Genomic DNA, 24,359 nt, shown 5'->3' on the forward strand with positions numbered 1-24,359 from the left:
TTGTGCTGGCGACAATAGCAAGAGTGAACCACCTGATCCCTTCCCGAACTCAGAAGTGAAACCTCTTAGCGCTGATGGTAGTGTGGGGTTACCCATGTGAGAGTAAGTCATCGCCAGCTCATTATTCGAAACACCCCCTGACTAGTCAGGGGGTGTTTTTTTATACCGGGAAAAATAATAAGAACAATGAAAAACAAAAAATACAGTGACAGCCGGAGTAAAATGAATAAGAAATCTAATTATATAATTCATTTATAAGGCGAATTGTTCCTAATAGAAGAATGAATTAGCTGAATAATGAGTCTAAAAAAGACAAAAAATCGGGCGTTCTCTTCGAAATTATGCTATAAAAAATAAAACGGCATAAAAATTGCTTATAAAGTGCGGTTAATTATAGGGGGAGTTATTAATGAAATTAGCGATGGGGTTAAAGGTTGCCAATTCCTTATCATTAACACCTCAATTACAACAAGCCATTCGTTTATTACAGCTTTCAAGTTTGGAATTGGAACAAGAAATTCAAATCCAACTCGACAGTAATCCTCTATTAGAGAAAGTTGAAGAACAAAATACCGTTGAAAGTTTAAATAGCTTACAAGAACAAGAAAGGGAAAATAAAGACTTAACCAATGAATTAAATGCCGATCATTTACCTGATGAGTTACCAGTGGATACAGAATGGGATGATGTATATACCCATCAACCCACAAGTTTAGGTGCTGCTGAATTTGAAGAGCGCGAAGATAATCGGCAGGGGCATCAAAGTTTACAAGCGCATATGCTTGAGCAAGTTAATCTTTTACACTTTTCTATGATCGATAAACTAATTGCACACTGTATTATCGATGCTTTAGATAACAAAGGTTTTTTAGATTGTGACTTAAATGAAATTACCCAATCGGTTCAGCATCTTTTAGACTCTATGGATTATGAAGAAGAAGTCGAAGATGACGAAGTTTTAGTAGTTTTAAAGCATATTCAGCGTCTAGATCCTGTAGGGGTAGGCTCACGCAATCTTGCCGAATGTTTAATGGTGCAAGTTGAAAATCTTCCTGAACATGTTGAATATCGATATGAAGCTATTTTATTATTGAAAAATTATGAGTTGCTGATTACCAATGAATTACCCAAGTTGATTAAGCAAACGGGATTAAATACAGAACAGCTCAAACTAGCCATTTCTTTGTTAAAAACATTAAAAGCGCATCCAGGGCAAGAGTTTGAAGATAAAGATTCAGACTATCAAATACCAGATATTGTGGTCTTAAAAAAGAATGAACATTGGTTGGTTCAATTAAATCCTGATGTAATGCCAAAACTACGGGTAAATTCTTTTTATGCCAATATGATCAAGCGTGCAGATCAAAGTGACGATAATCAATATTTACGAAATCAAATGCTTGAAGCAAAGAATTTCATTAAAAGTATTGATGAACGACATAAAACTTTATTAAAAGTAGCAACCTGTATTGTTGAGCATCAACGAGCGTTCTTTGAACAAGGACCTGAGGCAATGAAGCCTTTGGTACTACGAGACATTGCCGAAGAAGTCGAACTCCATGAATCCACAGTTTCCCGTGTAACCACAAATAAATATATGCTCACACCACGTGGATTATTTGAGTTGAAATATTTCTTCTCAAGTCATGTTGGAACGTCATCGGGTGGGGAAGCGTCTTCGACTGCAATTCGTGCAAAAATTAAAAAGCTGATTGCAGAAGAAAATACACGTAAGCCTTTGTCTGATAATGCAATTGCAGTTTTGCTTAATGCGGAAGGTATTGATGTTGCTCGTCGTACGGTTGCGAAGTATCGTGAATCGTTACATATTCCATCATCTTCAGAGCGAAAAGTGTTGATCTAAATTTGAAAATCTGACTATTCTAGAGGTTCATTATGACGAAATAATGAATCTCTTTTTTATATAAGGAATAGCCGAAATGATCTGATCGTGTAAATGTATGCTTCGCATATTGAGTTGGATAATTCGGCTTGAACTTTTCCAGTCCTGAAAGAAGGTGAGGGATAGAATTATGCAGATTACAATTCGTGGCCACCATTTAACAATTACGCCAGCAATAGAAGAAAATATTCGTCTTAAATTTGCGGAAATGACCAAACATTTAGATCAGGTCAATAGTATGCAAGTCAAACTGACTAAAGATCATCAGGTTGATAAACGTTCAAAAAAAGGTAGTGATAACCATATTGCGGAAGCGATTATACGATTACCTGGGACAGAACTTTTTGCGCAAGCTTGCGCTGATGATATGTATACCTCGATCAAAAAATTGTCTGAAAAATTAAAAAAACAATTGCATAAACATCGAAAAATGCAGCTCATTTATATGCCTTTAACGGTTTAGATTGTACATTGTACAAAAAGAGGTTTTTTATAACCTCTTTTTTTATATATATAATGTATGTGACTAATGAATTATTTTTTAGATTTATAGTAAAATGACGGGTTTTACACCGTTAGTCCTATATGGGGTCTTGTGATGAATAGTGAACAGCTCACTGAAATTTTAAAAGCTGCTTTTCCAGAAGCTGAGGTTGCAGTTAGTGGGCAAGGCGGCAAATTTGATCTACGCATCGTCGATGATCAATTTGAAGGGAAACGTCCTGTTGCTCGTCAACAATCTGTTTATGCACCTTTGAACTCCTACATTGCCAGCGGTGAAGTACATGCAGTAACAATTCGTGCAATGACCAAAGAAGAATGGCGCAAAGCAAGCTTATTCGGAGCTTAATAATTAATGGATAAATTTCTGATTCAGGGCGGTACTAAGCTCGAAGGTGAAGTTCGTATTTCTGGTGCGAAAAATGCTGCATTGCCATTACTCGCTGCAACTATCCTTGCGGATACACCTATTACATTAACCAATGTTCCAAATCTAAAAGATGTGAACACCTTAGTGAAATTGATCGCAGGTTTAGGTGTTCAAATCAGTTATGAAGGTGATACGGTTAAGGCAGATACTTCTAGCTTAGATAATCAATTTGCACCATATGAACTCGTGAAAACCATGCGTGCATCTATTTTGGTGCTTGGCCCGTTATTGGCGCGCTATGGTAGTGCAAAAGTGTCTTTGCCGGGGGGATGTGCAATTGGTTCACGCCCTGTAGATCAACATTTAAAAGCTTTAGAAGCACTTGGTGCTGAGATCGAAGTTGAAGCAGGTTATGTGCATGCCAAAGTGGATGGTCGTCTAAAAGGTGGCGAAGTTGTCTTTGATATGGTCACAGTTGGTGGTACTGAAAATATTCTAACTGCTGCGGTTCTTGCAGACGGTGTAACGACCATTCGTAACGCGGCTCGTGAACCTGAGATTACTGATCTTGCTAATATGTTGATCAAGATGGGTGCAAAAATCGAAGGTTTGGACACTGATACTTTAGTTGTTACAGGTGTTGAAAGCTTACATGGCTGTGAATATGCCGTTGTTGCAGATCGTATCGAGACAGGTTCTTATCTAGCTGCTGCAGCGATCACAGGTGGTAAAATCAAAACTACACATACAGATCCTAATTTGTTGGAGTCTGTGCTAGATAAATTTGAAGAAATGGGCGCGGAAGTTACGCGCGGTGAAGATTGGATTGAACTGGATATGATGGGTAAACGCCCAAAAGCAGTAAGTTTCCAGACTTTACCACACCCAGAATTTCCTACCGATATGCAAGCACAGCTGATGGCGGTGAATGCAATTGGTCGTGGTTTTGCCACAATTTCAGAAACGATTTTTGAAAACCGTTTCATGCATGTACCTGAATTAGCACGTATGGGTGCCAATATTCAGGTTGAAGGTAATGATGCTGTTGTTACAGGTGTAGAGAAATTATCTGCTGCACCGGTGATGGCAACTGATTTACGAGCTTCTTTCTCATTGGTTTTAGCAGCACTTGCCGCTGATGGGGAAACGTTGATTGACCGTATCTATCATATTGACCGTGGTTATGAAGATGTTGAAGCGAAGTTACAAGGTTTAGGTGCCCAAATTAAGCGAGTAAGTTAATGAGCGATATGAGAAACGATGATCCCAATTTTGACGTAATGGGCAATTTTGATCATGGTTTAACTTTAGCATTAAGTAAGGGACGTATCTTAAAAGAAACTTTGCCATTGTTGGAGACAGCTGGCATTAACTTATTGGAAGATCCGGATAAATCTCGTAAGTTAATTTTTCCAACGACCCATAAGCACGTACGTATTTTAATTTTACGTGCTTCTGATGTACCAACATATGTTGAAAATGGTGCTGCAGATATTGGGGTGGCAGGTAAAGATGTGCTGATGGAACATGGTGCACAAAATGTGTATGAACCATTGGACTTAAAAATTGCCAACTGTAAGTTAATGACGGCTGGTAAAGTCGGCATGGTTCGTCCGAAAGGTCGTTTAAAGATTGCAACCAAGTACGTCAATTTAACCCGTCAATATTATGCAAGCTTAGGCGAGCAAGTTGATGTGATCAAACTGTATGGTTCTATGGAACTTGCACCTTTGGTTGGTTTAGGTGATTACATCGTCGATGTTGTGGATACAGGGAACACTTTACGTGCCAATGGTTTAGAGCCTTTGGAAGAAATCTGTAAAGTGTCTTCACGTTTAATCGTGAACAAAGCAAGCTTTAAACGTAAACAAACTTTGTTGAATCCAATTCTTGCACAGCTAGAAAAAGCCGTGGAAGAACGCGAGCAAGCAAAAAAAGCATAAGTTGTTAAGTTTCTAGCTATGCTGATCAAACCGCTCAAATTTGGGCGGTTTTTTTATGAAAACTGAAAAATAATGTTAAAACTGTATTTTCACCAATTTTAACGAAAGTTATTTTCAATAAAACTCCACATGAACACATACGATAGATGTCCACAAGCTGCTGTAAAACAGGTAAACTAATCTTTTCCAATAGATTACCTTGTGGGTAAATTGATGCGACGTTTATCGACTCAAGATCAAAACTTCAAGCAAGCTTTTGCTGACTTGTTGGCTTTTGAAACTGTGAATGATCCAGAACTTTTAAAAACCGTTGACCAAATCATTGCTGATGTTCGTCAGTATGGTGATGCTCATGTTCTTAAATTGACACAGCAGTTCGATCGACATCCAGCGCATCAATTCTCAGAATTAGAGCTGACACAAGAACAGCTGAAAGCAGCATTTGAGGGTTTAAGTTCAGAAGTGCGTGAAGCCTTAGAACTTGCTGCGAACCGTGTTCGTGAATTCCACCAAGCACAAAAGCAAGACGGCTGGACTTATGTCGATGCTTTAGGCAATACGCTTGGTCAAAAAGTCACACCGCTGGACCGCGTGGGGATTTATGTTCCGGGCGGTTTGGCTTCTTATCCGTCTTCTGTATTGATGAATGCTGTGCCTGCGCATGTCGCTGGCGTGCCTGAAATTATTATGGTGGTGCCTGCGCCGAATGGCGATTTAAATCCATTGGTTTTGGCAGCAGCTTACTTAGCCGGCGTACACCGTGTATTTACCATTGGCGGCGCGCAAGCGGTTGCAGCATTGGCTTACGGTACAGAAACCATCCCATCTGTAGATAAAATCACAGGCCCGGGCAACCGTTTTGTTGCTGCAGCAAAACGTGCGGTATTTGGTCAAGTTGGCATTGATATGATTGCAGGGCCATCCGAAATTTTGGTCTATGCAGAAGGTCAAAACAATGCTGAATGGCTGGCTATGGATTTGTTGTCGCAAGCGGAACATGACACTGTGGCTCAAGCGGTGTTCATTACGCCAGATGCGGATCTTTTAGATCAAGTGGAACAATGGATTGAAAAGCATTTAGAAGCGTTACCAAAAGCGGATATCGCGCGTACTTCAATCGAAAACCGCGGCGCATTGGTTTTAGTCAAAGACCGCGCTGAAGGCGCCGAATTGATTAACCAAGTTGCGCCTGAACATTTGATGCTGTGCTTAGATGAAGCGCAGGAAATGGCTGAAGATATCCGCCATGCCGGCGCGATTTTCATGGGTCGATATACACCGGAAGCGATTGGTGATTACTGTGCAGGTCCAAACCACGTGTTGCCAACCTCAGGCACAGCGCGTTTCTCATCACCGCTCGGTGTTTATGATTTCCAAAAGCGCTCAAGCTTAATCATGTGCTCTGAAGATGGTGTGAAAACTTTAGCGAAAACGGCTGATACATTAGCGCAGCAGGAAAACTTAGATGCGCATGCGCGTTCAGCACGCTATCGTTATCAGTAAGAAAATATAGACTAGGTGAAAAACTTAGTTTTCCAAAAATATAAACCTCTCCCTAACCCTCTCCTGAAAGGAGAGGGGAAATCTCATAAAATGAATATTCCTCTCCCTGAACGAGCTTTAAGGATTCCTTTAAAGCGAAGTGCAAGAGAGGTTAGGAGAGGGTGAAAAAGAGCAAAATAAAATGCCAAATATTACCTCTGAACAAATGCGTTTTTGGAGCCCTGATGTACGTGAATTAGAACCGTACACACCGGGTGAACAGCCTAAAATCCAAAATATTTTAAAACTCAATACCAATGAAAACCCATATCCGCCATCGCCAAAAGTGGTGGATGCAGTACAAAAAGTATTGGCAAATTCTGCTGATGTTTTACGTTTATATCCAGATCCAGATGCGTCTGAGTTAAAGCAAGCGATTGCAAAACAGCAGCATGTACCTGTTGAGCAGGTCTTTGTCGGCAATGGCTCGGACGAAGTGCTGGCGCACATTTTTAAAGCCTTTTTTGTGCAAGAGCTGCCGGTTTTGTATCCAGATATTACCTACAGTTTTTATCCGGTTTATAGCCAATTTTTTGGCATTGCGGCCAATACTAAAATTATACCGCTCAATGATGCCTTTGAAATTGTGGTGGATGACTATAAACAGCCGAATGGCGGCATCATCATTACCAATCCGAATGCACCAACCAGCATTGCTTTAGGTTTGTCTGCAATTGAGGAAGTGTTGCAAGCCAATCCAAATTCAGTGGTTGTGATTGATGAAGCGTATGTCGATTTCGGTGCGGAATCTGCTGTGGCTTTGGTTGCGAAATATGAAAACCTTGTAGTTTGTCAAACCACGTCTAAGTCGCGTTCACTTGCTGGTTTGCGTGTCGGTTTCGCGATTGCACAGCCGCATTTAATCGCAGCGCTTGAGGCGGTAAAAAATAGCTTTAACTCTTATCCGATGGACCGTTTTGCGATTGCAGCAGCCGTGGCGTCATTTGAGGATCAAGCCTATTTTGAAGCGCAAAATGCCAAGGTGATTGCGAGCCGTGAAAAACTTGTAGGTCAGCTGTCTGAGCTGGGCTTTAAGGTATTGCCGTCTGCGGCAAACTTTATTTTTGCCTCATTGCCAAATAAAGATGCAGGTGAGTTGGCTGCTGAATTGCGTGAACGCGGGATTATTGTGCGTTACTTCAATAAGCCGCGGATTAATCAATTCCTGCGGATCACCATTGGCACAGATGAACAAAATCAGCGCCTTGTAGATACTTTGAAAAACGATATTTTGGCTTGATTGCTGCAAGTTACTATAAATTTAAATCTACCCTAATCTTCCTTTCGAAAAGGTGAGAAGCACTGCTTCGCAAGGGGAGGGTTATAAAAAAGCGATTCAATTGAATCGCTTTTTTTGTTTAATCTTCCGTATACCACGTGTTTAACAAATCCAGCATCGCTTCGACTTTATCAAAGCATTCTTGATATTCAGCATCGCAATCAGACGCGATGGTGATTCCGCCACCTGCCCACAGCGAAACCTGATCTTGGTATTTTTGAATAGAGCGGATTAAAATATTCCAAGAGCCCGTGCCATCGTGATTAAAATAACCCATCGAGCCGCAATAGGCGCCGCGAGGAGCACCTTCAAGTTCATCAATGATTTGCATCGCGCGAATTTTAGGCGCGCCGGTAATCGAACCGCCTGGCAGTGCTGACATCAGAACCTCAAAAGGGTTTACATCGGTTTTCAGCACGGCCTCAACTTCACTGACCATGTGATGCACCTGATTAAAGCTTTCAATATCAAAAAGTTTTGGTGTTTTTACAGAGCCTGTTTCAGCATAAACACTCAAATCATTACGCAGTAAATCGACAATCATGACATTCTCAGCCATATCTTTTTCAGATGATTTTAATCGTTGTTTTGAGTGCGCATCTAAAACTGGATCTTCATAGCGAGGCATCGTGCCTTTGATTGGTTTAGTAATAATCTTGCGTTTAGGCTTAAAATCTATAAAAAGTTCAGGCGAACAACTTAAAATTTCAAAATCATTAATACGTAAGTAGCCTGAATATGGTGCATCAGTCAGTGACCAAAATTCTTGAGCGGTATCTAAGAGTGAACCGTTTGCTTGAGCTGTGAATTCTTGTGTTAAATTAATTTGATAGCAATCGCCCGCTTTAATATATTCCTGAACTTGATCAAAGGCTTTTGTGTAGTCTGACTTGGACCATCTTGCAGTACATTTTTGCGTTAATTTAAATCGATCTTGAGCGATTTCGGTTTGAATTAGGTGATCAATGTAGTCGTAAATCTTAGCTGCAGAATGATCAGAACTATAAAAATACCAACCATCATTTTCTAGTCTTAAGAAACTAGAAAATTGTCCTAAAAACAAGCGAGGTTGCGCTTTGGCATGCAGGTAAATCTGTTGCTGCGCTGCATAATCATAGCTAATAAAACCAGCCCAGCCCCCAGAAAACCCGCTGCCTAAGTTTGAACATAAATCTTGGAAGGCAATATTTTGCAAGGGCTGAGTATCAGATTCCTCATATTGATCTAAATTGGTACGGACATAAGCTTTAAGTTCATCATTCTTCAATTGTTGATATTGATTTGCCAAAAAGCAAATAACAGGTTGGTTTTGATCTTCTAAAAAAATCACATGTGACAAGGGTGCAAGCGCTTGCAAAATATTTTGAGCACTAACATTTTGTTTGAGAATAAATTTTTTAAAAGAAATCGGTTTTTGCATCAACAGAGAAATTAAATTTAAAGACTAAAATGGATTTTATACCATTCCTAATTCATTTGGTTTGCAAATACCGTTTATCGGTAAGAATTAGATTGCGACCAACGACAGTTGAACAAATTTCAGCTTGGATATAATTTAATCGAGCGAGCAAACAACTCAAGGAAAGATTTAACAGTTGTCACAAAATAATATTACAGCTGAATAAATCGAGTGGTTGAAAATCAAAAAAAATAAATACTCTTGGGAGAGTACCGTATGAAAAATTTCACTAAATTAGCTCTAGTTTCTTCAATCGCATTTAGTGCGAATGCTATGGCTATGCAAGCAATGGACGATGCTGCACTTAGTTCAACCACTGGTCAAGATGGTATTAACATCGGGATTGGTATTTCTAAAATTGAAATTGAAAAGCTTTTCATTCACGATAACGATGGTTTAGCTGCAAAAGGCACAGCAGGTGTTAATGCTGGTTCGGGCGGTACAAGCACTGCTGGTGCGATCGTTATTCAAGGTAACGGAATTGCTGGTGATGCATTAGAAAACAAAGGTATCATCATTGGTGCAAACTATGATAACGGTGGTGCTTATCTTCTAGCTTCTCGTAATTTAGCTGATTTACGTATCGATACTGATGCGGGTACTGGTGCAAATGGTGCATTCATTAACATCGCAGCGGATGTGTCTGGTTTAGATATCAAAATTGGTGAAATTGGTGTAACTGCATCTGGTACAGCGGGTACTACGGGTATTCGTCGTGGCGGTGATGATAACAACTACAATGCAATTTTATCTGGACTTTCTCTAAAAACGGGTCCAATGACTGCAAATGTTCAGTTGGGTGCTGCTCCACAAGGGGCTATGATTAAACTGAGTACAACTATGGTTGGTGGCTTAGAAATTAAAGATCTAGGTATCCTTGATGCATCAACTAAAACGGCTACACGCGAAGCAGGTGAAATCTTCATTGAAAGCATCAAAGTTGCTGATGCTAATAAAACTGACTTAACGATTAACCAAGATGTTCGTGTTTATGGTAAAGAAGGCACAAACAATGGTTATATTCAAATGGTAAGCAACTCTGGTCCAATTGATAACTATGTGAAAGGTATTCATTTAGGAAGTAAAGACGCTGGTTCAATTGGTGATATCGAAGTTCAAGGCTTACAAACATTCTACAGCCCAGCTATGGGTGTATATAACCAAGGTTCTGTAATTACAATTTCTAGTAAGTAATTTAGAATAAAAATAAGGCGCGTGTTGATCACGCGCTTTTTTTTACAAAAAAGTGCGGAATGACCCAATAAAGCATAAAAAAATGCTGTTTTTTTATAAAAAAAAAGGTATCTTGCATAATACATGGATGTAGAGCAATAGCTCTAAAAAATAATGAAAAAAGGCACATCATTGCCGATAACTAAAAGTTAGAAGATATGTTAGAGATAGCTGTAGGCTCGGCATTGATGTATTACTTTGCCAAAGAGTCCTTCGATTTAAAAGAAAAGCCAGTCGGAACAGTTCACTATACCGAAACATTGGATTCACGAAATGATTCCTTTACTCGGATGCACCGTGAATCTGTAAAAATTAAACCTGCCATAGAAGATCAATTTCGAGGCATCGTTCGGCAAGCATACGACTACAGTTGTGGTTCAGCGGCCTTAACGACTTTATTAAATGGTTATGTCGGGACACAGTTAACTGAGCAACAGACCATGAATGGTTTGCTGAAATTTGGTGAAACTGAAAAAATCATCGAACGTCGAAGTTTCTCCTTATTAGACATGAAACGTTTTGTCGCTGCTGTGGGGCTAGACAGTGGGGGCTACAAAGGTGAGTTTTCAGATCTAGTTAAGCAAGGTCAGCCTGCGATTGTTCCCATTTCATATGCTGGTTTTAAACATTTTGTGGTTTTTAAAGCCTATAAAGATGGGCGTGTTTATGTTGCAGATCCAGCACTGGGCAATATCAGTTTCGATGAAGTTCGATTCCAAGAAATATGGGAAAACGACACATTATTCTTAATCAATGTTGCGCCTGAGCAACGTAAAAATTTATTGGCTTTGCAAGATTCAGACTTGCGACATGTTGAAGATGCAACCGTGAACCGTTATGCATTGGTTGATATTCAATATCCGCAGTTTTACATGGAAAAAATTGCAGACAAGGCATCTACGATACGACTTGATAAAAATATGAATGAAGAGTCGGAGTCATATGGTAAATCGAATTACAACTTTCTAAGGCTTTACTACAAGAGTAAATAATTAGATGAATGCGTATAACAAAGTGTCAGGATTAAAAAAATAACAACGGTGGGAAGGAACATGAATCGTAAATGGATGAACAAAACACTACTAGCCATGAGTATTCAGGTGGTGATGGGGGTTGCCTATGCAGCTGAAGAGCCAAGCCTTGGAGAATATGATCCGGTTGAACAAGAGACAGTCGTAGAAGAGTCTGTATCTCCTGCTACTGTAAAACAAGCTGATACTGCACAAGAAGCTGCTGCCGAGCCTGAAATTGGACAGTATGAATCTGTTGAAGAGCCAGTACAATCTGAGGCACCACAAGTCGAAAGTGCTACTGCCACTGAAAAGGCATCGACAGCACTTCAACAGCAAGAGGGTGATGCGAGTCAAGAAGCTAACTTACAGGAAGTATTTAGCTCGAACGAACGTCAGTATTCATTGATTAAAAAAGGTGAAATATCATCTTTTTACGATATCGATTATACTTATTACCGTGATACTCAACTTGATATGGAAATGGCACAAGGCCAACTTTATCAACTCCGTGTACAAGAAAATGCAACACACTCAATGACCAATACATTTACCGTGCAATACGGTGTAATGGACAATTTGACATTCTCTGCATCTGTGCCTTTAGTGGCGAAAACTGATTTATTAAAAGATACTTCAACTGCTGGATTAGGGGATATTTCTTTAGGCGCACGTTGGGAACCCTTCCCATTGAAGCAAGGTCGTTTACCACTGATTTTATTTGGTAACTTGTCTACGAAAACAGGTGATAGTCCATATGAAGTCAACGCGGTAAATGATCTAGCAACAGGTAAAGGTTACTATTCGGCAGGTATCGGTGCGAGTACGCGTAAATATATTGACCCCGTTGTGTTGTTTGCATCTGTCTCAGCTAACTATGGTTTCAAAGAAACGGGTTTAAACCAACGTCGTGGTACGCGTGTCATTGAAGAGTTTGAACCGGGAATTAGTGGTGGTTTTGCATTCGGTTTTGCATACTCGTTTAACTACGATGTTTCCCTCACCATGTCATATCAACAAAGTTTCAACACTGGCGCAGAATTTACGTATAGCAGTGGCGAATCCTATTCACCTGCAGACCAAACCAGTTCAACTCTAGCAATTTCTTTAGGTGTACGTGTATCTCCAGATACGATTGTGAATGGTACGGTGGGGCTAGGTTTAACTGAAGATGCACCAGATGTGTCTTTAGGACTTTCTTTCCCGTTAGATATTCTAGGTTTTGGAAAAAAACTTCGTTAAGAGGGCTGTCGTATGCGTAAAATTCGACTCAGCCCACTTTTTAGTGCGATCGTTTTAACGGGCTGTTCTAGTGCTGCTTTTGCACAATTGGGTACCAACCTTTCAGTTGATGTACGGTCACTTGCATTAGGGAATGCAGTAACTGCTGATCCTCCGGGGATTAGTGCCGTGCATTTTAACCCTGCAGCATTAACTAAAATTGAAGGTTTGCAAACCGATATGCAGGGGATCATTGCAAACTTTGATATTCAACGTGAATTTACCGTTCCTGCGGGTTATAACGTCTTTGGTTATTCTGATGACCCAATGGTCTGTAATGATGGCCCTGAAGTAACGGCAGATATCTGTACGGACTTTAAAGATAAGGTTTCTGGTGATGTTGAATATGCATCCCTATATGTACCTGTCTTAAAAAAGATGGTGGATTTTGGTGCCGGACAACCCATTGCCGCGCCAACGATGGGAATTGCCTATAATCCACCGGGTTCTAAAGCAACATTTGCATCAGCCGTTTATGCGCCTTTGATTGCGGGTTTTGGTGCTGAAAATGGCAACCCAGGTAATTTCATGGGGCAACAAGTTGCTCTAGAGCGTATTACTTATCTATCGCCAACGGTGGGTTATCAAGTTAGTGATGAGTTATCGATTGGTGGTGGTGTAGGGATGTCCTATCAAGCCATTGGATTGAAATCAGATCTACGATTTCCCAATGAGTTGATCGGCATGTTAAGGATGATTGATGAAGTCGTCTGTACGCCATTCAAGGAAAATTCGGACATTATTACCGACATCTTGCTATTGGGGATGTGTAATACCGAAGAAGGAATGAATCCATTTGGCAAATTTGGTCAGATGGAATTGGCTTTAGAGCAGTCACTGAGCCCAAGTTATAACTTAGGGGTTTTGTGGGAGCCACGCGAAGATTTTAGTTTTGGTATGGTGTACCAAAGCGCGGCGAAAATGCGCATGAAAGGCCGTTATCGCATTCATAATGCAAAAGCGCCTCAGGAGATGATTAAGGGATTAATGTCATCACCAACAGGTCAAATTTTAGCTGCCATTTTAGGTTTCCCAAATGCCGTACCAAACTCTGAGTCGGGTTTGGTTTCGATGGATTTTGAATATCCACAGCACGTACAGGCCGGGATCAAATATAAGGTCATGCCTGATTTACAAATCAATTTTGATGTGGGCTGGACCGATTATCGTGCTTGGGACAAATTCCGTTTTGAATTCGACCGTCAAATTTCAGCGCTGAAAATTGCAAAATTATTATCTGAAAATGTGACCGATAATTCTTTGGCCTTACCTTTGAAATTTACATCGCCTTGGAACTGGGGTATTGGTATTGAATATTCTGCAACAGATCGTTTGAAATTACGTGCAGGCTATGAACCAAGGAGTACCTCTATTCCAGATGGTAAGCGAAATACCATGGTCCCAATTAATGGTGCGCAGCTCTTTGGTATGGGGATTGGATATCGTTTTGATGCAGATACGGATTTAGATTTATCAATCGGCTTTTTACGCAGTAAAGATAACATTCCAGCGAATACTAGTAGTCTTGCAAACTTAACCGGTGTGAATAACTTACTTTTAAACCCATATGCTGGACTGAATGTAAAAACCGATACGAAAATCACCATCCTAGGATTAAATTACAGAACTCGTTGGTAGGATAAGCAGACAGAATGAAAAGGATTTTATTCATAAAAACGTTACTTGCACTGTCTGTGGTGCAAGTGTCGTATGCCAACGCTGGGGCGTTTCATACCATTATTGGACCAGATGGGCGCCCAATAGTGGTACAAGTGCAAGAAAAACCAGCAAAGAAACCTAAAGAAAGTCCAACTGCTAAAACGATAGACTCTCAACCTGTACAACAAATTATTCAACCATCCGTAAGCATTAGTCCGTCTCAAACCAAGATACCGATGACACGTCAAACGAGTCCAACAGCACAGGCTGTTGGACCGGTGAATTCTCAACATTTAAGTATACGCGAGCCGGAAAAACGGGATGAAATTAAAGCTGTCACAGTAGATAAAATTAAAGACGTCTCAGGGGATAAAGTTCGCAAATCTGAAAAGTCAGCACAAGCTTCAGATATTTCAGCAAAAGTGGTACCTTCAACCGCATGGACAGAAAAGTTACAGCAATCAGAGCTAACCCAACCTCGTGAAGCGTATCAGTCCATAGTTCTAGCTGAAAAAGATAAACCTGTCGTCGAGAAAAAGATCCTTGCTGAGAAAGTAGTCAGTACTGATCAATCCGTACAATCTTTAGATGCAAACATAGAAAATAATCTGTCAAAACAATTAACTAAGGCCAAACAAGAGCAAGGCTTTTCGACCATGGCTGGTGAAAAGTATGTCAATAATGAATATCTTGAAGATAAAGAGTTTAACTTAGAAGGCAAAAAGCGCTTTTACACCATGCCCGAAGGCGTTATTGATAGCAAGATGGGGCAAACGCGGATGCAAACCATTGAACGTGAAAAAGGTGTCAGTCGCTCCGTCATTGATAATTTATTTAAACGTAATCAACCCGAAGATACAGGCCCAATCACTTTGGCCACATCATATTATCGGGTGTCACAAGCTGACACCATTCAAGGTTTAGGTCAGCAATGTTTTTCGAATAAAAAAATGAAGAAAGCCAAAGAGCTCGACTTAGCTCAAGATATTAACTTATGGCCTCGAGCACCATTGTCTGACGAATTTGACTATGAAGTCGTAAAACTAAAATCACCATTACAAAATATTCGTATACATTCATTTGCATCCAAAGTACAAAATCCTACATTTTATTGGCCATTTGCGGTATTTTTAGACAAAAATGGATGTGTCATGGAAGGCGCAGGTGGATTCAAAAATAACCAAGGTGAAGCGGATCATCTTTACCATGAAAAAATTGAAGGCGTGATTCAAGTGCCTAAAGGTAGCCAGTATTTATTCTTAACGCCTTTAGCAACTGCAATAGACATCGATGGCCGCGTATTAACCAATCAAGGCCAACTTAAATTAACAGCAATCCGTTAAGGACATAAGAAAGAGAATTAGGATGAAAAATAAAATTTTATTACCGTTTGCTTTAACGGCATTGGTTGCAGCGCTCAGTGGCTGTGGCGGTGAAAGTGCAAATGTGAATCCTGAAATTTATGATACCAGTACGACCAATGGTACTTGTAAAAGTAATACCGAAGGCTGTGTTGAGTTCGTTTTAGATTATCCAATTGAAGGTCTGAATTTTAATTGTTCGAGCGACGTTAAAAATACCTACACTACTTTATTTGATCTAAAAGAAGGTGTTTCGACAGGTGCTTGTAAGATTGGCGATACGGTAACTTTCTTTGTCCAAGGTGAAAAATCACGTCGAATTGATTTGGGTAAAGTAGATTTGAAGCAAATTTCCAATGTAGCCAGTGGTACGACACCTCCACGCTTGACCTTATTGGATTTGGCAGCTGGCATCGCGGGTAAACCTGCTGCAACGATTGCAAATACCGACGCAACGGTTAAAGTGGCCATGCGTTTGGCTAAAATTATTCAAGCCTTGGCTTTGAAAAATAACAGCGCAGTTACAGCTACAGATATCCAAGCGGTTTATATCAACAATGCAGATAAAGTATTGATTGATCAAATCACTCGAAATGTCGCGACAGCAGATTTCAGTATCAGTTCAGATACGGAATTCAATGACCTGTTTACACCTTGGCTAGACCTGTCCGAAGTCAGCAATGAAAATGCATTTACCTTAGTTTCAAAACTCATGAATATCTCAACGGCTGCGGTTTACCAGCCAGAGTTTGCGTTGTTTTCAACTGATGGTGTGATTACCAATGCCAGTGGTTCAAATGGACTGGTCGGCTGTGACAAAAATGAATGTTTGCCGACCGATAGTTCAAAAGTCAATTTATTTGGTCATTTCATGTTAATGACGGACCGCCAAGGTATGACCTTTGGTAGTGGTTTACAGTGGAAGGGCAAAGTCGATCAACAGTTGAGTACCATTGGTGGTGTGAATGTCTTGCTCTTGACGCAGGTTCGACCAACACGTTTAACAGCAACGCCACAGGATAATTGGATTGATCCGCTTACCAAGCAAATTGATAAACCTGGCATACTGGGTTTCCGTTTTGATGCAGAAGAAGCCAACTCTGGCCCTTTGATTATTAAACAAGGAACGCTACTTGCCGACAAAATGGTGGTCGGTACAGGTGGAAGTTTATATAAAACGTTAATGGCTAAAAAAGATGATTATGTTCTGACGGCCGATGATAAGAAAAAATTAGGCCTGTGGGAGCAAAACATTAACCAAGTGCAATTTAAAGGCACGATGGATTTATACAAGCTTTATCCGCTGTCGTATTTAGACAAAAAAGTCTTTAAGTCTGTTGAAAATGTTGCTGCTGGACAAAATTATATCTTCCCCTTGTATGCAGATTTAACCTTTAAATTTACCGATACTTCGATTAAAACAGTGAAATTGGGTGTGGTGATTGACCGTAATGGTGATATTCGCACAAATATAAAATCTGGCGTGCCAGACGATGTATTTACTCGTCAAGATAGCCAAATTGTCGATTTGTCTACACACGCGACGGAAGGCTGTAGCGGAAAAGATGTGCTCGATCCACTGCTAATGAAAGATGAAAAAGGTGTACAGCAATACCGTATCGGAACGACAACCCGTACCTTTACGCCTGAAGGAAATATCAATCCAAATACCATTTCGATTCGTATGATTTTAGCTGACCCATATTTCCATACGCTTGATGGCGCGCTGATTGGAATGAACTCAAGTGTGAAAACTTCAGCGGATACATCAATGGTTGTAGGCGGTGCTTTAGTGCAGTTACACAATATGATTAATGCCAATGCAGGCACACGTCCCTCTGGCGTTGCTTTGACAGATTCGGATAATAAAGTGGTGAAGTGGGGGAATAGTTTGGCCAGCTTTAGTTATATTTATAGCTTAAAAAATCCAAATGATACTGCTGCTGCTCAAATGGCAAAGTTAAGCGGTGGTGATATTTCTTTAGAATTGGCCCCTTGTTACACCATCAAGGCAAAATAATCGTCAAATATGAGTAAAATAAAAAAGCCCATCCGTGATGGGCTTTTTTAATATTGAGAGCAGCAAATTAACCTGTGTGATCGAGTCGCGTACCAAGGGTTTCGAGATGCATTTCAAACTGACCTGTTTTGCGGTCAGCAAAATAATGCCGCAGCGTTCTTTCCACACTAGGAAAGGCTAAATCATCCCAAGGAATATCTTCTTCACTAAATAATCGTGATTCAATGGTTTCATCACCCGCACCAAATTCTCCATTGATTAATTCAGATTTGAACAAGGCATAAATTTGCCCAATACGGGGAATGTTATACATGCAATACAGTTGCTCAATGTTGACTTCTGCTTCGGCTTCTTCGCGAGTCTCACGTGCTGCGCCTTGCTCCATTGTCTCATAGAGTTCCATATAGCCAGCGGGTAATGTCCACAGCCCATAGCGTGGCTCAATCGCTCGACGGCAAAGTAAAACTTGACTGTCCCAAACGGCTAAAGCACCACAAATGACTTTAGGATTCACATAATGAATAAACCCACATGCGGTACAAATACGGCGTATCTGATGATCTCCAAGCGGGATCGCTTCTTTTGTTTTTTGTCCGCAGTTTGAGCAAAAGTTCATATTCATCGTCATGGATTGTGTGAACCGTCAGAATAACTTAAAAATAAAACTTTGGCATCATTTCTAACCAGCTTGGCCGAAATTCAGCTATGATGACAACAAGATAATTATAAGGATGTAATGTGGATGGATGAGGGTTTATTGACTCAGCGATTGCAGCAACGTTTACGTTTTTCTAAGCGTATTCAACCTGCGCATGCTGCTGTATTGATTGCGATTACCCAAGAAGATAATCCACGCATTTTATTGACCCGCCGCTCACTCTATATGAATAATCATGCCGGTGAGGTGTCCTTTCCCGGTGGCAAACGTGATGCCCAAGACACCAGTAATATCGTGGTGGCTTTAAGAGAAGCTCAAGAAGAAACCGCTCTAAATCCATTTGATGTGCAACTTTTGGGTGATTTACCAATGCAAAAAGCACGGAATGGGATGTTGGTTAAACCGATCGTGGGATTGATCCCGCCTGACGTAAATTTAATACCTCAACCAACTGAAATTGACCGTATTTTTTTTGCATCATTAAGACAGCTTTTAGAAACACCGCCAACGCCATATGAAGTTCGTTTTGCCCACCAATCGCTTTATTTTCCCAGTTTAAGAATCGAAAACGAAATCGTATGGGGCTTGACTGCACGGATGCTGATTTCCTTATTTCAATATGGTCTGAATTATCAAAAAGAATGGCCTTTTTTATTAAATTCTCCTTCATTTCATTTGGGCCGTGAGCCATAAATCATTTTTAGAAAGTCAAAATAGGATGTTTGATCATGTTGTACAAATTTCAAGGATATAGCCCGAAAGCCACGCATCAACCTTGGGATGGTTGGGTTGCAGAAAATGCAACGGTCATTGGGCAAGTTGAATTAGGCCGAGAAGTGAGTGTCTGGTTCGGAGCCGTCATTCGAGGGGACAACAGTCGTATCAAACTGGGTGATTTTACCAATGTACAAGAAAATGCGGTGCTGCATACCGATGCGGGCATTGAAATGACCATTGGCGATTATGTCACGATTGGGCATCAAGCCATGCTACATGGATGTACCGTAGGAGATAATAGTCTGATTGGAATCAATGCCGTGGTTCTAAATCATGCTGTGATTGGTAAAAATTGCATCATTGGTGCGAATGCTTTAATTCCAGAAGGGAAGGTGATTCCGGATAATTCTGTTGTGATGGGTTCACCGGGTAAAGTCGTCAAGACTTTAGATGAACAAGCCGAAGCACGTCTAAAAATGAGTGCCATGCACTATGCCGCTCATTTTAAACATTTTACTCAACTCGAAGTCGCTGAACTTTAAAAAGTTATACATGGTAAGCAAAAAAGCCTCGACGTTTTTCCAGGCTTTTTTATAGATTAAATATAGAAAGCGCTGAGTCTGTGGTGGAAAATCTCGCGAACTGCGATGGAGTGGAGTATCATATTCAACGTTTTTTAAGATTAAATTTAATTAAGGTTGCGCATGAAATTACTGGCATTGGAAACTGCCAATGAGCAGTGTTCCGTCTCGATTGTAGATGAAACTCAAGAGCTTTATTTTCAACTCGATTTACGGGCAAAAGCGCAGACGCAAACCATTCTCCCAATGATTGAGCAAGGGCTTAATCAAACTGCTATTGAGTTAGCCGATTTAACTGCGATTGCCTTTAGTCGTGGGCCTGGCTCATTTAGTGGTGTTCGTATTAATGCAGCGGTAACACAAGCCTTGGCATGGGCCAATGACGTACCTGTTGTTCCAGTATCGACTTTGCAAGCTTTGGCTCAAGCGGCACATCGTTTATATGGTTTGACCCAAGTAACGGCAGTCCTTGATGCACGCATGCAAGAAGTGTACATCGCTAGCTATCAACTCGATGCCAATGGCATTATGCAGGCTGTAGATGAAGAACAACTATTAAGCTACGCCGATGCCACACCGCAGATCAAATTTACCGTCGTGGGTTCTGGTAGTGAGCTCATTCAATCAGAACAAACACAATACAAAGACTTAAGTGCAACAGCACAAGATATTGCTACTATTGCCCGCGAAGCGGCGCAAAGAAAAGCATGGGTGAGTGCTGAACTTGCATTGCCCGTATATTTACGAGATAACGCCTGGAAGAAAATTTCAGAACAAGGCAAGCCATAATTAGGGTTATATATGGATCTTCTACTGCTGCTCAAAGCGGCAATCATGGGTATTGTTGAAGGTATTACCGAATTTTTACCGATTTCAAGTACAGGGCATTTAATTCTGGCTTCAGAATTAATGAACTTTTGGACCAAAGAAAAAAGTGATGTTTTCGTGATCGCAATTCAAATGGGTGCGATTGCGGCGGTGATTTATGAATACTGGGGCCGCCTGTGGGGCGCAGCAACCGGTATGGTGACTGGTGAAGAAAAAGGTCGCCGTTTAGGTTTTGGCTTAATTCTCGCTTCGATTCCAATCGTGTTGATTGGTTTGACGTTTGGTCAGACGGTGAAAGAGCTGCTGTTCAATAACATTGCGATTGCTATGGGGTTGATTATCGGTGGTTTGATCATTATTTGGATCGAAAAAAATCCACCGCAGGTGCGTGCCAAAGAAGTAGAAGATTTAACCATTAAAGATGCGATTTGGATTGGTTTAATTCAAGTTTTATCTTTAATTCCAGGGACTTCACGTTCAGGTGCAACCATTATTGGTGCCATGTTCTTAGGGGTTTCCCGTAAAGCAGCCACTGAGTTTTCATTCTTTTTGGGTATTCCGGTTATTGTCGGTGCAGGTTTACTGGATTTATATCAAAGCTATGATGTATTTCAAGGCACTCAAGATTGGACTGTGATCGCCGTTGGTTTAATCGTTTCATTTGTCTCTGCATTGATTTTAATTCGTGCGCTTGTCGCTTATGTGGCAAAACGTGATTTCATGATTTTTGCGTGGTATCGAATTGTTTCAGGTTTATTGATTTTATTGTTCGCATTTACAGGCTGGAAATTATGGTAAGCGAAATCCGCTTATACACAGAACAAGAGTTTCATGAGAAAGCACAGCAGTATTCTGCTGTGCTTTCTTCACGTGGCGTATCTGTAAATATTGAATTAATTGAAAAATTAAACGCGCGTTTTTTACGTTTAAACCCTGAACTCAGTTTGTGTGTCGATGCAGATGGTTTGTGGTTAGCGGCCAATGGCATGAAGATGCAACCCGATTGGAAAGCAGAAGTGGGGCGTTTAAAGCGAGCATCTTTAAAGTCTGAGATGATTGCACGTGCGTGTAATTTGGCTGAAAAGCCACAGCTTGTGGATGCAACCGCAGGGCTAGGGCACGATAGTTTATTGATGGCACATCTGGGTGCGCATGTGACCCTTGTGGAACGTCATCCAATTTTATTTACCCTATTGGAAGACTCACATCAACGCGCGCAGCAAGATGCATTTTTAAGTTCGGTTGTAGCTCGAATTGAATTAATCTTTTCAGATTCGGCAGACTTTTTGAAACATTTGTCGACGACCAATCAAATCTTTGATGTGGTTTATCTCGATCCGATGTTTCCACAGCGAGATCAAAACCAGCAAGCCGTCAAAAAGCAAGCTCAGGTCAAAAAACAAATGCAATTATTGCATTTGCTGTTACCTGAAGATGGTGAGATGGATTTAGGTGATAATTTACTGGATTTAGCACAAAAAATTGCTAAACGTGTCGTGGTTAAACGTCCACGATTGGCAGTTTTTTTAGCGAATCAAGAGCCGCAACATCAGTGGCAAGGCGATGCTTGTCGCTTTGATGCGTATTTCCAACATGATCTTGTGACTTAAAATGATATTTGCTTCAATATTGTTCAAAGATTTGTTATATAGTTAAAAAATAGCATTGCTAAAAACGACATCAGGCATAAAATTATTTGTGCAATTAAGCGAGCCAAGGCCACCATTAGAACTCTATGATTGATTTCAAACCCTCCATCAATTTTTGGCATGATTTTAAAAGCAACCAAACTGCGGGGATGTGGTTATTTTTTGGGTCTCGTCGTTCTTTACAAATCGTTCGTCCATCGATTTTACAATTGGTGTTTTGGGGGATTTTAGGTGGTTGTGCTAACAGTTTATTTAGTTGGCTGAGCACGGGGCGTATTGGTGAATTTAACGCTCAAGGTCTTATAAGTTATGCATTGTGGCCATTTATTGCTTTAATTGTGGGGATTTTCCTATCACAACGTGTAAATAATCCAAGGTTAATGTTGGTCCCTGCATTGCTTTGGTTGGTGCTTGATACGCACATCATGTTGTTTCAATGTTTGATTCAATATTTGGGAGATCTCGATTTTCTTCCATACTTTCTGTATGACTACATTCCAACGTTATTCATTATTCTATTTGTTTGGCAAAGTTTGGCTGTCGTTTGGGTGTTTTCACGTGAGCTGAAATGGCCATGGTGGGAGCGAGCACTGATTATGGGTGCGACGCTATTTACTTTGGTCGTGTGGCAAGTCTCAGTCAAAGATCAGCCGATTTGGAAAGTGGAAGAAGTTCCACCAAGCTTTGCTGAAGATGCCTTCTATGCTCAAAGCCGTTTGCTTAATAAATCCTTAGACGCAGTGGAATATGGTGAATTTGCCCAATCCCATTGGTACTTCTTAGGGGTGGCGGGTGCGAGTTATCAAGATGTCTTTAAACTGGAAATTGAACGGATTAAAGAACAGTTTGATACACGTTTTGGCACCTATGGACGTTCGGTTGAGCTTATCAATAACCCTGCAACGCGCACTGAAATTCCGCTGGCATCTAAAACCAGTATGGAGTTGGCGCTGCGTCGTATTGGTCAACAGATGAACCGAGAAAGTGATGTCTTATTTTTATATATGACCTCACACGGTTTACCTAATGTCTTTGAAATGGAAAATGCACCTTTGGATTTGGCGCAAGTCGATCCTAAATGGTTAAAAGAAGCCTTGGATGCCTCCGGAATTCGTTGGCGTGTGATTGTGATTTCTTCATGTTATTCAGGCAGTTTTATTCCAGCACTGCAAAATGATAATACTTTAATTATTACTGCATCGGCAGCTGATCGACAGTCTTTTGGCTGTTCGAATGAAGCTGAATACACTTATTTTGGCCGTGCGTTCTTTGATCAGGCGATGCGTGAACAGACCAGTATTCAAGCGGCATTTAATGAAACCAAAGCGACTGTTGCGAAATGGGAAGCAGCGCAGGGTTTCGAACCTTCTGAACCGCAGTGGTCGATGGGGAAAAACATGGCATTAATGTTGCCTCAATTAGAACAACGATTGTTCCCGCCGACGACTACTGCACCGGCTACGACGGTTACGCCTTAAAAGATTAAAAAGTTTAGGATAAAGATCATGGAATTAGTACAACGAAATACCTGTTTTGCGGGTGAGCAGCGTATTTATCAATTGGATTCTTCAAGTTTAAAAACCACGACAAAGTTTGGTATTTTTCTGCCGCAAGCAGCCTTGCAAGGCCAAGCGTGTCCTGCATTGTTTTATTTGGCGGGATTAACCTGTACCGAAGAAACCTTTGCTATTAAAGCGCATGCACAGCGTTTAGCTGCGCAGCTCGGCCTGATTTTAATCAGTCCTGATACTTCTCCACGTGGGGAACAGGTAGCGCAAGGCGATCATTGGGATATTGGGCAAGGCGCAGGCTTTTATATTAATGCAACGGAACAACCGTGGGCCGAGCATTATCAAATGGAACGTTTTCTTACTGAAGAATTGTATTCGCTGGTACAGGCTGAATTTCCGGTACAAAAAGGTGCGATTGGCATATTCGGACATAGTATGGGCGGTCATGGTGCATTAACTTTAGCGTTGAAGCATCCTGACCTGTTTAAATCGGTTTCTGCTTTTGCACCGATTTGTGCGCCGAGTCAGTGTCCATGGGGCGAAAAAGCCTTTAATCAATATCTAGGTTCAGACCGACAGCAGTGGCTTCAGCACGATGCTACAGCTTTAGTGAAATCTAAAGGGGCTTTGTTTAAAGCCATTTTGATTGACCAAGGCATTGATGATCAATTTTATAGCCAGTTAAATCCGATGTTGTTTAAGCAAGCGTGTGAGCAAGTTGGGCAGCCACTCGAACTGCGTGAACATGCAGGCTATGATCATGGTTATTATTTTATTCAAAGTTTTATGGACGATCATTTGCAATTTCACGCTGTCCAGTTGCAAACAGCGGTTCATTAATTCTAAAGCCAGTG

22 protein-coding genes and 1 rRNA gene are annotated in these 24,359 nt (G+C 40.8%); 21 read left to right on the forward strand and 2 right to left on the reverse strand.

The genetic code is table 11. The features are described 5' to 3' along the window. Positions 1 to 4 precede the first annotated feature (4 nt). The 8 genes from rrf (at position 5) to hisC (ending at position 7,499) form a co-directional block, all read left to right on the forward strand. Positions 5 to 119, forward strand: a 5S ribosomal RNA gene (gene rrf, locus FTU29_RS03235). A 290-nt stretch (positions 120 to 409) separates the two neighbouring features. Next, positions 410 to 1,864 carry an RNA polymerase factor sigma-54 gene (locus tag FTU29_RS03240; RefSeq protein WP_180120395.1) on the forward strand — a complete coding sequence of 485 codons (1,455 nt, stop codon included), beginning with the start codon at positions 410 to 412 and terminating at the stop codon, positions 1,862 to 1,864. A gap of 169 nt (positions 1,865 to 2,033) precedes the next feature. Continuing rightward, complete coding sequence (hpf, locus tag FTU29_RS03245) at positions 2,034 to 2,366, forward strand: ribosome hibernation-promoting factor, HPF/YfiA family (protein WP_078191195.1); 333 nt, start codon at positions 2,034 to 2,036, stop codon at positions 2,364 to 2,366. A gap of 135 nt (positions 2,367 to 2,501) precedes the next feature. Continuing rightward, entirely contained in the window at positions 2,502 to 2,753 is a 252-nt protein-coding gene (ibaG, locus tag FTU29_RS03250; RefSeq protein WP_078191194.1) for a BolA family iron metabolism protein IbaG, read from the forward strand. Between the two features lie 6 nt (positions 2,754 to 2,759). Continuing rightward, positions 2,760 to 4,016, forward strand: coding sequence for a UDP-N-acetylglucosamine 1-carboxyvinyltransferase (murA, locus tag FTU29_RS03255; protein ID WP_078191193.1), 1,257 nt, complete (start codon positions 2,760 to 2,762; stop codon positions 4,014 to 4,016). Next, positions 4,016 to 4,717: an ATP phosphoribosyltransferase gene (gene hisG / locus FTU29_RS03260; RefSeq protein ID WP_180021457.1), complete on the forward strand. Its 702-nt coding sequence runs from the start codon at positions 4,016 to 4,018 to the stop codon at positions 4,715 to 4,717. Before murA ends, hisG begins: the two co-directional genes overlap by 1 nt. Positions 4,718 to 4,918: 201 nt before the next feature. After that, positions 4,919 to 6,220, forward strand: a complete 1,302-nt coding sequence (gene hisD, locus FTU29_RS03265) for a histidinol dehydrogenase (protein WP_180120397.1) — start codon at positions 4,919 to 4,921, stop codon at positions 6,218 to 6,220. A 181-nt stretch (positions 6,221 to 6,401) separates the two neighbouring features. Continuing rightward, on the forward strand, positions 6,402 to 7,499 hold the full coding sequence (gene hisC, locus FTU29_RS03270) for a histidinol-phosphate transaminase (protein WP_180120398.1): 1,098 nt from the start codon (positions 6,402 to 6,404) through the stop codon (positions 7,497 to 7,499). Between the two features lie 118 nt (positions 7,500 to 7,617). Here the strand turns inward: hisC and pabB are convergent, their stop codons facing one another. Further along, on the reverse strand, positions 7,618 to 8,958 hold the full coding sequence (pabB, locus tag FTU29_RS03275; protein WP_180120400.1) for an aminodeoxychorismate synthase component I: 1,341 nt from the start codon (positions 8,956 to 8,958) through the stop codon (positions 7,618 to 7,620). A gap of 255 nt (positions 8,959 to 9,213) precedes the next feature. Between pabB and FTU29_RS03280 the strand changes: the two genes are divergently transcribed. From FTU29_RS03280 to FTU29_RS03305, 6 genes are all read left to right on the forward strand, one after another. Further along, positions 9,214 to 10,191: a DUF6160 family protein gene (locus tag FTU29_RS03280; RefSeq protein WP_180120402.1), complete on the forward strand. Its 978-nt coding sequence runs from the start codon at positions 9,214 to 9,216 to the stop codon at positions 10,189 to 10,191. 197 nt (positions 10,192 to 10,388) lie between these two features. Next, positions 10,389 to 11,222, forward strand: a complete 834-nt coding sequence (locus FTU29_RS03285; RefSeq protein WP_180120404.1) for a C39 family peptidase — start codon at positions 10,389 to 10,391, stop codon at positions 11,220 to 11,222. Between the two features lie 60 nt (positions 11,223 to 11,282). Further along, positions 11,283 to 12,482, forward strand: a complete 1,200-nt coding sequence (locus FTU29_RS03290; protein WP_180120406.1) for a hypothetical protein — start codon at positions 11,283 to 11,285, stop codon at positions 12,480 to 12,482. A 12-nt stretch (positions 12,483 to 12,494) separates the two neighbouring features. Then, positions 12,495 to 14,159: an OmpP1/FadL family transporter gene (locus FTU29_RS03295; protein WP_111884775.1), complete on the forward strand. Its 1,665-nt coding sequence runs from the start codon at positions 12,495 to 12,497 to the stop codon at positions 14,157 to 14,159. 14 nt (positions 14,160 to 14,173) lie between these two features. Further along, a complete protein-coding gene (filE, locus tag FTU29_RS03300; RefSeq protein WP_180120408.1) occupies positions 14,174 to 15,523 on the forward strand; it encodes a putative pilus assembly protein FilE in 1,350 nt (449 codons plus the stop codon). A gap of 22 nt (positions 15,524 to 15,545) precedes the next feature. Next, a complete protein-coding gene (locus FTU29_RS03305; protein WP_180120410.1) occupies positions 15,546 to 17,561 on the forward strand; it encodes a hypothetical protein in 2,016 nt (671 codons plus the stop codon). A gap of 67 nt (positions 17,562 to 17,628) precedes the next feature. Here the strand turns inward: FTU29_RS03305 and FTU29_RS03310 are convergent, their stop codons facing one another. Continuing rightward, complete coding sequence (locus tag FTU29_RS03310; protein ID WP_180120412.1) at positions 17,629 to 18,177, reverse strand: NUDIX hydrolase; 549 nt, start codon at positions 18,175 to 18,177, stop codon at positions 17,629 to 17,631. A 126-nt stretch (positions 18,178 to 18,303) separates the two neighbouring features. Between FTU29_RS03310 and FTU29_RS03315 the strand changes: the two genes are divergently transcribed. From FTU29_RS03315 to fghA, 7 genes are all read left to right on the forward strand, one after another. Then, complete coding sequence (locus tag FTU29_RS03315) at positions 18,304 to 18,912, forward strand: CoA pyrophosphatase (RefSeq protein WP_180120414.1); 609 nt, start codon at positions 18,304 to 18,306, stop codon at positions 18,910 to 18,912. A gap of 35 nt (positions 18,913 to 18,947) precedes the next feature. Next, positions 18,948 to 19,478: a gamma carbonic anhydrase family protein gene (locus FTU29_RS03320; protein WP_078191181.1), complete on the forward strand. Its 531-nt coding sequence runs from the start codon at positions 18,948 to 18,950 to the stop codon at positions 19,476 to 19,478. 162 nt (positions 19,479 to 19,640) lie between these two features. Next, a complete protein-coding gene (gene tsaB / locus FTU29_RS03325; protein WP_180120416.1) occupies positions 19,641 to 20,306 on the forward strand; it encodes a tRNA (adenosine(37)-N6)-threonylcarbamoyltransferase complex dimerization subunit type 1 TsaB in 666 nt (221 codons plus the stop codon). Between the two features lie 12 nt (positions 20,307 to 20,318). Beyond that, positions 20,319 to 21,143, forward strand: a complete 825-nt coding sequence (locus FTU29_RS03330; RefSeq protein ID WP_078191179.1) for an undecaprenyl-diphosphate phosphatase — start codon at positions 20,319 to 20,321, stop codon at positions 21,141 to 21,143. After that, positions 21,137 to 21,955, forward strand: a complete 819-nt coding sequence (locus FTU29_RS03335) for a class I SAM-dependent methyltransferase (RefSeq protein WP_218954851.1) — start codon at positions 21,137 to 21,139, stop codon at positions 21,953 to 21,955. The genes FTU29_RS03330 and FTU29_RS03335 overlap by 7 nt, the downstream gene beginning before the upstream one ends. Positions 21,956 to 22,080: 125 nt before the next feature. After that, a complete protein-coding gene (locus FTU29_RS03340) occupies positions 22,081 to 23,472 on the forward strand; it encodes a C13 family peptidase (RefSeq protein ID WP_180021433.1) in 1,392 nt (463 codons plus the stop codon). 27 nt (positions 23,473 to 23,499) lie between these two features. After that, positions 23,500 to 24,345, forward strand: coding sequence for an S-formylglutathione hydrolase (gene fghA / locus FTU29_RS03345; protein ID WP_180094428.1), 846 nt, complete (start codon positions 23,500 to 23,502; stop codon positions 24,343 to 24,345). The last annotated feature ends 14 nt before the right edge of the window (positions 24,346 to 24,359 follow it).

It is taken from the genome of Acinetobacter sp. YH12086, assembly GCF_013419345.1.
In the GTDB taxonomy this organism is placed as follows: Bacteria; Pseudomonadota; Gammaproteobacteria; order Pseudomonadales; family Moraxellaceae; genus Acinetobacter; species Acinetobacter amyesii.

What these genes read in the sequence shown, in the direction of transcription:
- FTU29_RS03240 (WP_180120395.1), top strand. Translation starts at nt 410, where the DNA reads ATGAAATTAGCGATGGGGTTAAAGGTTGCCAATTCCTTATCATTAACA.
- hpf (WP_078191195.1), top strand. Translation starts at nt 2,034, where the DNA reads ATGCAGATTACAATTCGTGGCCACCATTTAACAATTACGCCAGCAATA.
- ibaG (WP_078191194.1), top strand. Translation starts at nt 2,502, where the DNA reads ATGAATAGTGAACAGCTCACTGAAATTTTAAAAGCTGCTTTTCCAGAA.
- murA (WP_078191193.1), top strand. Translation starts at nt 2,760, where the DNA reads ATGGATAAATTTCTGATTCAGGGCGGTACTAAGCTCGAAGGTGAAGTT.
- hisG (WP_180021457.1), top strand. Translation starts at nt 4,016, where the DNA reads ATGAGCGATATGAGAAACGATGATCCCAATTTTGACGTAATGGGCAAT.
- hisC (WP_180120398.1), top strand. Translation starts at nt 6,402, where the DNA reads ATGCCAAATATTACCTCTGAACAAATGCGTTTTTGGAGCCCTGATGTA.
- pabB (WP_180120400.1), bottom strand. Translation starts at nt 8,958, where the DNA reads ATGCAAAAACCGATTTCTTTTAAAAAATTTATTCTCAAACAAAATGTT.
- FTU29_RS03280 (WP_180120402.1), top strand. Translation starts at nt 9,214, where the DNA reads ATGAAAAATTTCACTAAATTAGCTCTAGTTTCTTCAATCGCATTTAGT.
- FTU29_RS03285 (WP_180120404.1), top strand. Translation starts at nt 10,389, where the DNA reads ATGTTAGAGATAGCTGTAGGCTCGGCATTGATGTATTACTTTGCCAAA.
- FTU29_RS03290 (WP_180120406.1), top strand. Translation starts at nt 11,283, where the DNA reads ATGAATCGTAAATGGATGAACAAAACACTACTAGCCATGAGTATTCAG.
- FTU29_RS03295 (WP_111884775.1), top strand. Translation starts at nt 12,495, where the DNA reads ATGCGTAAAATTCGACTCAGCCCACTTTTTAGTGCGATCGTTTTAACG.
- filE (WP_180120408.1), top strand. Translation starts at nt 14,174, where the DNA reads ATGAAAAGGATTTTATTCATAAAAACGTTACTTGCACTGTCTGTGGTG.
- FTU29_RS03305 (WP_180120410.1), top strand. Translation starts at nt 15,546, where the DNA reads ATGAAAAATAAAATTTTATTACCGTTTGCTTTAACGGCATTGGTTGCA.
- FTU29_RS03310 (WP_180120412.1), bottom strand. Translation starts at nt 18,177, where the DNA reads ATGAACTTTTGCTCAAACTGCGGACAAAAAACAAAAGAAGCGATCCCG.
- FTU29_RS03315 (WP_180120414.1), top strand. Translation starts at nt 18,304, where the DNA reads ATGGATGAGGGTTTATTGACTCAGCGATTGCAGCAACGTTTACGTTTT.
- FTU29_RS03320 (WP_078191181.1), top strand. Translation starts at nt 18,948, where the DNA reads ATGTTGTACAAATTTCAAGGATATAGCCCGAAAGCCACGCATCAACCT.
- tsaB (WP_180120416.1), top strand. Translation starts at nt 19,641, where the DNA reads ATGAAATTACTGGCATTGGAAACTGCCAATGAGCAGTGTTCCGTCTCG.
- FTU29_RS03330 (WP_078191179.1), top strand. Translation starts at nt 20,319, where the DNA reads ATGGATCTTCTACTGCTGCTCAAAGCGGCAATCATGGGTATTGTTGAA.
- FTU29_RS03335 (WP_218954851.1), top strand. Translation starts at nt 21,137, where the DNA reads ATGGTAAGCGAAATCCGCTTATACACAGAACAAGAGTTTCATGAGAAA.
- FTU29_RS03340 (WP_180021433.1), top strand. Translation starts at nt 22,081, where the DNA reads ATGATTGATTTCAAACCCTCCATCAATTTTTGGCATGATTTTAAAAGC.
- fghA (WP_180094428.1), top strand. Translation starts at nt 23,500, where the DNA reads ATGGAATTAGTACAACGAAATACCTGTTTTGCGGGTGAGCAGCGTATT.